The following is a 5,953-nucleotide window of genomic DNA, read 5'->3' on the forward strand; positions in this document are numbered from 1 at the left end:
CCCGACCAAATCCGGCCGGCAGTCCTTGGGATGTGAGTTACGAAAACCGGGTTCTGCGACTTATGCGACGGCCGCAGCCCGCGAAGCAAGCTTGCGGCGAGGGATCAGCCCTGCGGCGGCACTGGCGCCGCCCACGGCTCCTCGGTCGCGGCATTCTCGACCGCGTTCTTGGCCTTGTTCGACACCGGCGACTCCCCGACCACATCGGCCAGTCTGCGCAGCGCTTCCTTCACGCCCTCGCCGGTCGCACCGGAGATCAGCATCGGCGTCTTCTTGGCGGCGCGCTTCAGCCGGTCCTTCTGCTTCTTCAGCTCGTCCGGATCGACCGCATCGATCTTGTTGAGCGCGACGATCTCCACCTTGTCGGTCAGCTCGCCGCCATAGGCTTCGAGCTCGTGCCGTACCGTCTTATAGGCCTTGCCGGCATGCTCGCAGGTGGCGTCGACCAGATGCAGCAGCACGCGGCAGCGCTCGACATGGCCGAGGAAGCGGTCGCCGAGGCCGGCGCCCTCATGCGCGCCCTCGATCAGGCCGGGAATGTCGGCCAGCACGAATTCGCGGCCGTCGGCGTTCACGACGCCGAGCTGCGGATGCAGCGTGGTGAAGGGATAGTCGGCGATCTTCGGCTTGGCCGCGGAGACCTTCGACAGGAAGGTCGACTTGCCGGCGTTCGGCAGGCCGACCAGGCCGGCGTCCGCGATCAGCTTCATGCGCAGCCAGATCCAGCGCTCCTCGCCGGGCTGGCCGGGATTGGCGTGACGCGGCGCGCGGTTGGTCGGCGACTTGAAATGGGCGTTGCCGAAGCCGCCATTGCCCCCCTCGGCGAGCACGAAGCGCTCGCCGACCGCGGTAAAGTCGTGAATCAGCGTCTCGCGATCCTCGTCGAAGATCTGGGTGCCGACGGGAACCTTGAGCACGATCGACTTGCCGCCGGCGCCGTGGCGGTCCTTGCCCATGCCGTTCTCGCCCTTCTGGGCCTTGAAATGCTGCTGGTAGCGATAGTCGATCAGGGTGTTGAGGCCGTCGACGGCCTCGATCACGACGTCGCCGCCGCGGCCGCCATTGCCGCCGTTCGGGCCGCCGAACTCGATGAACTTCTCGCGCCGGAACGCAACGCAACCGTTGCCGCCGTCGCCGGAGCGCACATAGACCTTGGCTTCATCGAGGAATTTCATGATGCGCCCTACGTAGGCGAGGCGGGTGCCCACGGCAACCGCGGAATGGGGTTAATTCGGCCGGAAGCCTTAATTTCGAGCGGTATCTCAGCTTTGCGCAAGGGCTGGGCGAGCGTTGCGCCGGGGTTGCGGCAGGGCTGCGCCACGCGTTCCGCGGAAGGGCTGGAGCCACGGCAGCTCGCCTGATAAGGCAGCCCGATCATGAGCGTGCTCTCCCGAATCTCCACCGCCAATGACGAGCGCTCGGCGCGGCTGGCCGGCATCGGCCTGATGCTGCTGTCGATCGCGATGTTCTCGTTCGGCGACGCGCTGGGCAAGTTCCTGGTCTCGACCTACGCCGTCGGCCAGTTGCTGTGGCTGCGCGCCTGCGCGGCGCTGCTGCTGCTGGCGCCGTTCATCTGGCGCAATCGCGCGGCGTTCCTGCAGCTCGAGCGGCCCTGGCTGCAGCTGGTGCGGGTGATCCTGTCGACGCTCGAGGTCGCCGCGTTCTTCCTCGCCACCGTCTATCTGCCGCTCGCCGACGTCATCACCTACTATCTCGCCGGTCCGATCTTCGTCACCGCGCTGTCGGCGCTGGTGCTGCGCGAGCATGTCGGCTGGCGGCGCTGGACCGCGATCCTGATCGGCTTCTGCGGCGTGCTGATTGCGCTGCGTCCCTCGGTGCAGACGTTCAGCCTGCCGGCCCTGATCGCGCTCGGCGGCAGCCTGTCGTTCGCGGTGCTGATGCTGATCACGCGCTCGCTGCGCTCGACGCCCGACATCGTGATGGCGTCGTCGCAATTCGTCGGCACCTTCCTGCTCGGCGCCGCGATGTCCGCGTTCGGCTGGGTGACGCCGACACCCGGCAGCCTGGTGCTGTTCGCCGCCGCCGGCCTCATCTCCGTGACGGCGCTGTTCTGCGTCAACCGTTCACTCAAGCTGGCGCCGGCCTCGGTGGTGGTGCCCTATCAGTACACGATGATCGTCTGGGCCGTGCTGTTCGGCTTCGTCGTATTCGGCGACGTGCCGCATCCCGCGACGATCATCGGCGCCATCATCATCATCGGCGCGGGGCTCTACATCTATCTGCGGGAGCGCAGCCTGGGGCAGGGACAGGGTGCGGTGAATCCGCCGGTGTAGCTGCCACCCTCCCCTGGAGGGGGAGGGTCGCCTTACGTTGAGCGAAGCGAAACGTGAGGCGGGGTGGGGTGATCTTTCCTCTGGCACCAGCGTGCGTGGAGAGATCACCCCACCCCGCTCGCCCGCTGCGCGGGCGATCGACCCTCCCCCTCCAGGGGAGGGTGTTCCCGCCTACCGCCGCCGCCCCGCATTCGCCCACGTCTTCAGCGACGCCCACACGCCGCGGGTCAGCCGGAACGCATCAACCGGAGCTGACGATCCGATCACCTCGAACCGGTGCAGCTCGACGCCGGTCCATTGGAAGCCGCACTTTTCGAGGATGTTGCGCGAGGCCGGGTTGCTGACGCGGGCGTGCCCGATCAGAACGGTCTCATCGCTCGTCTCGAAGAAATCGTCGATCGCGGCCCGCGCCGCCTCGGTGCCGAAGCCTCGGCCCCAATGCTCGACGCCGAGCCAATAGCCGAGTTCGGCACGGCCCGACGCCGGCCGGTTGATGCCGACCATGCCGATCGGCGCATCGAGATGCTCGATCACGAACGCCGTCTCGCCGCTCTGCTCCAGCGCGCGCACGAAGCGGGCGGCATCGACCTCCGAGTAGGGATGCGGCAGGCGGCGGGTGTTCTCGGCAATGCGCCGGTCGTTGGCGATCCGGGCGATCGCTGTCACGTCCGCGAGCACCGGCGGACGCAAGGTCAGCCGGGGTGTCTCGAGGACGCAAGGTCTCGCCTCGCGCAAGGTGGGAGTGGTGATGTCCTGCAGCATGTCGGGCTCCATCGACGCTTCGGGATCAATCGATCAGCGAAAATGAAAAGGGGAGGCCGGTTGTCCCGCCTCCCCTGGAGCCATCTGGCGCTCCGCCGGTTTGTCAGGACCCGGCGGACGCGAATTGTTCCACCGTATGTTACTCAGCAGCTTCGGCGAGTACCGGGCGCACCGAGATGAACGTGCGGTTGGCACGGTCATGGAACTCGACGACGCCCTCGATTTTGGCGAACAGAGTGTGGTCCGTGCCCATGCCGACGTTGAGGCCGGGATGCCAGGTCGTGCCGCGCTGACGCGCAATGATGTTGCCGGGAATCACGCGCTCGCCGCCGAACGCCTTGATGCCGAGGCGCTTGCCCTTGGAGTCGCGTCCGTTGCGGGATGAACCGCCTGCCTTTTTATGAGCCATCGCTCGTCTCCGATCTCAGGATCACCATTAGCGCGATTCCGCTAAGGGATCATTCACAATTGCAGGGCGCGGACGAAAATCCGCGATGAAGGTTTGAAGCCGATGCGGCGCGCCACGCGCGCCGGCACGCTTACTCGGCGGCGTCGGCCGCCGGGGCTTCGGCCTTGGCCTTCTTCGGGCGCGGGCCCTTGGTCGGCTTGGCGTTGTCGGTCAGGATCTCGGAGACGCGGATCAGCGTCAGCTCGTCCCGGTAGCCGCGCTTGCGGCGGGAATTCTTGCGGCGGCGCTTCTTGAACGCGATGACCTTGGGGCCACGCTTGTGGTCCAGCACCTCGACGGCCACCGACGCGCCGGCCACGGCCGGGACGCCCAGCACCGGGGTGTCGCCACCGACCACCAGCACCTCGTTCAGCTGCACGATCGTGCCGGGTTCACCGTCGATCTTGCCAATCTCGAGCACATCATCCGGGGCGACGCGGTATTGCTTGCCGCCGGTCTTGATGACTGCGAACATCGTTCTCATCCTTCGTGTTCGATCCCGGCCTCGGTGCGCGATGGCCCCGGGTCGGCTTCTTGTTCAGTCGTTATGGTTCATGTGAACCGGCCCGATCGGAGCCGGCAGTCGCGCCCGAGGCTCAAAGCCTCAAAAATGGGCGCAACGACAATCGGCGCGAGAAGCTCGCGCCGGTCGATCGGGCGCTTATAGCCGCCTGCAAGCCCGAGTCAAGGTAAAGGACACCCCGAAACCAACGGTTTCGTCCGCCGTTGTCCCGCACACGGAGCAGAAGGGCAGGGACATAATGGCCGACGACGTCATGACCACCACGGGCATCGCCCGTCACGGCGCCGCGCGGCTGCCATCGGTCGAGATCGACAGCTTCAACATCGAAATCAAGGACGAGGATGGCTTCCTCGGCGACCGCGCCTCCAAGGGCGCGTTCCGCAAGATCCTGGAGCGCTGGCGCAAACCTCTGCGCAAATCCGGCAAGGACCCGTTCGGCGACGAGGACAGCGACACCATCAGCAAGAAGACGCTGGACGCGATCCTGGTCGGCGACGACACCGAGGCCTCGGCCGTGGTGCATTCGGCGATCGAGGAGTTCGCCCAGGAGCTCGCCCACGTCACCCGGCGCTTCCTGCGCACCAAGGCCTGGGCCAAGACCGAATGCATCGTGGTCGGCGGCGGCTTCCGCGATTCCCGCCTCGGCGAGCTCGCCATCGCGCGCACCGAGATCATCCTGAAGGACGAGGGCTTTGGCGTCGAGCTGGAGCCGATCCGCTACCACCCCGACGATGCCGGCCTGATCGGCGCGTTGCATCTGGCGCCGTCGTGGATCTTCGAGGCGCATGACAGCATCCTCGCCGTCGACATCGGCGGCACCAATATCCGCTGCGGCGTGGTCGAGACCTGCTGGAAGAAGACGCCGGACCTCTCGAAGGCCTCGGTCTGGAAGTCTGAGCTGTGGCGCCACGCCGACGACGAGCCGACGCGCGAGGGCGCGGTGAAGCGGCTCGCCAAGATGCTGAAGGGCCTGATCGAGGAGGCCGACAGCGAGGGGCTTCGGCTCGCCCCGTTCATCGGGATCGCCTGCCCTGGCGTGATCAACGAGGACGGCTCGATCGAGAAGGGCGCGCAGAACCTGCCGGGCAATTGGGAGAGCAGCAAGTTCAATTTGCCGGCCAGCCTGGTCGAGGCGATCCCGATGATCGGCAATCACGACACCGCGGTGCTGATGCACAATGACGGCGTCGTTCAGGGCCTCTCCGAGGTGCCGTTCATGCAGGATGTCGACCGCTGGGGCGTCCTGACCATCGGCACCGGGCTCGGCAATGCCCGCTTCACCAATCGCCGCAAGGACAACGGCCGCAAGGACAAGGACGACGACAAGAAGGCGGACGACAAGAAGGCGGCGAAGAAGAAGAAGGATTGAGCAGGGGATCTGTCAGCGCTCCGGCCGCATCGAGTGCAACATGTTGCGCAGCATGGAGCTCGCGTTCGGTGCCTCGGAAATTCACCTGTGTCAAAAGCACTGTTTTACCAATCGGATAGCTCGGTAGGCCCGGTAACCTTGACCGGTTAGGTTAAGGAACGGTTTGCGTTGCAGTGCACGCCTCGATGCTCCAGGGTCCGCGGCGTCGCTCAGGCCGGCCGGATTGACCCCCGTCTCTTCCGTCGGTTTCCCCAAGATGCAGCGACACGGGACCGCCGGCATGTGTCAGCGTACGGCGGTCCCACCTCGCTTGGGCCGACCGAAGATGCCGTCTTCGGCGCGCGTCGGCCGCGCCGCCGTTTTTCGGTTGGAAATATCCTCGCCCCCGCCTTGTCACCCCCGCCGCGGTGCCCTAGAACGGCGCCCGACCCGGGGGCTTGCCCCTGATTTGCGCCTGGAGAGGTGGCAGAGTGGTTGAATGCACCGCACTCGAAATGCGGCATAGGTGCAAGCCTATCGGGGGTTCGAATCCCTCCCTCTCCGCCATCCCAGCATTT

General features: G+C 66.3%; 6 protein-coding genes and 1 tRNA gene. 3 read left to right on the plus strand and 4 right to left on the minus strand.

The features are described from left to right. Positions 1–104: 104 nt before the first annotated feature. Positions 105–1,175, minus strand: coding sequence for a GTPase ObgE (obgE, locus tag BRAO375_RS06735; protein WP_009026711.1), 1,071 nt, complete (start codon positions 1,173–1,175; stop codon positions 105–107). A gap of 201 nt (positions 1,176–1,376) precedes the next feature. On the opposite strand from obgE, the gene BRAO375_RS06740 reads away from it, so the two are divergent. Then, positions 1,377–2,294, plus strand: a complete 918-nt coding sequence (locus BRAO375_RS06740) for a DMT family transporter (RefSeq protein WP_009026712.1) — start codon at positions 1,377–1,379, stop codon at positions 2,292–2,294. A 171-nt stretch (positions 2,295–2,465) separates the two neighbouring features. Here the strand turns inward: BRAO375_RS06740 and BRAO375_RS06745 are convergent, their stop codons facing one another. The 3 genes from BRAO375_RS06745 to rplU form a co-directional block, all read right to left on the minus strand. After that, on the minus strand, positions 2,466–3,056 hold the full coding sequence (locus BRAO375_RS06745) for a GNAT family N-acetyltransferase (RefSeq protein WP_009026713.1): 591 nt from the start codon (positions 3,054–3,056) through the stop codon (positions 2,466–2,468). Positions 3,057–3,195: 139 nt separating this feature from the next. Next, positions 3,196–3,465, minus strand: a complete 270-nt coding sequence (rpmA, locus tag BRAO375_RS06750; protein WP_009026714.1) for a 50S ribosomal protein L27 — start codon at positions 3,463–3,465, stop codon at positions 3,196–3,198. Positions 3,466–3,595: 130 nt separating this feature from the next. Then, on the minus strand, positions 3,596–3,979 hold the full coding sequence (rplU, locus tag BRAO375_RS06755) for a 50S ribosomal protein L21 (protein ID WP_008961803.1): 384 nt from the start codon (positions 3,977–3,979) through the stop codon (positions 3,596–3,598). 286 nt (positions 3,980–4,265) lie between these two features. Between rplU and BRAO375_RS06760 the strand changes: the two genes are divergently transcribed. Together BRAO375_RS06760 and BRAO375_RS06765 are read left to right on the plus strand one after the other, a co-directional pair. Beyond that, positions 4,266–5,396 carry an ROK family protein gene (locus BRAO375_RS06760; protein ID WP_009026715.1) on the plus strand — a complete coding sequence of 377 codons (1,131 nt, stop codon included), beginning with the start codon at positions 4,266–4,268 and terminating at the stop codon, positions 5,394–5,396. A 456-nt stretch (positions 5,397–5,852) separates the two neighbouring features. Continuing rightward, positions 5,853–5,942 (plus strand) — tRNA-Ser (locus BRAO375_RS06765). Positions 5,943–5,953: the final 11 nt, after the last annotated feature.

The organism is Bradyrhizobium sp. ORS 375 (genome assembly GCF_000239775.1).
Classification (GTDB): Bacteria; Pseudomonadota; Alphaproteobacteria; order Rhizobiales; family Xanthobacteraceae; genus Bradyrhizobium.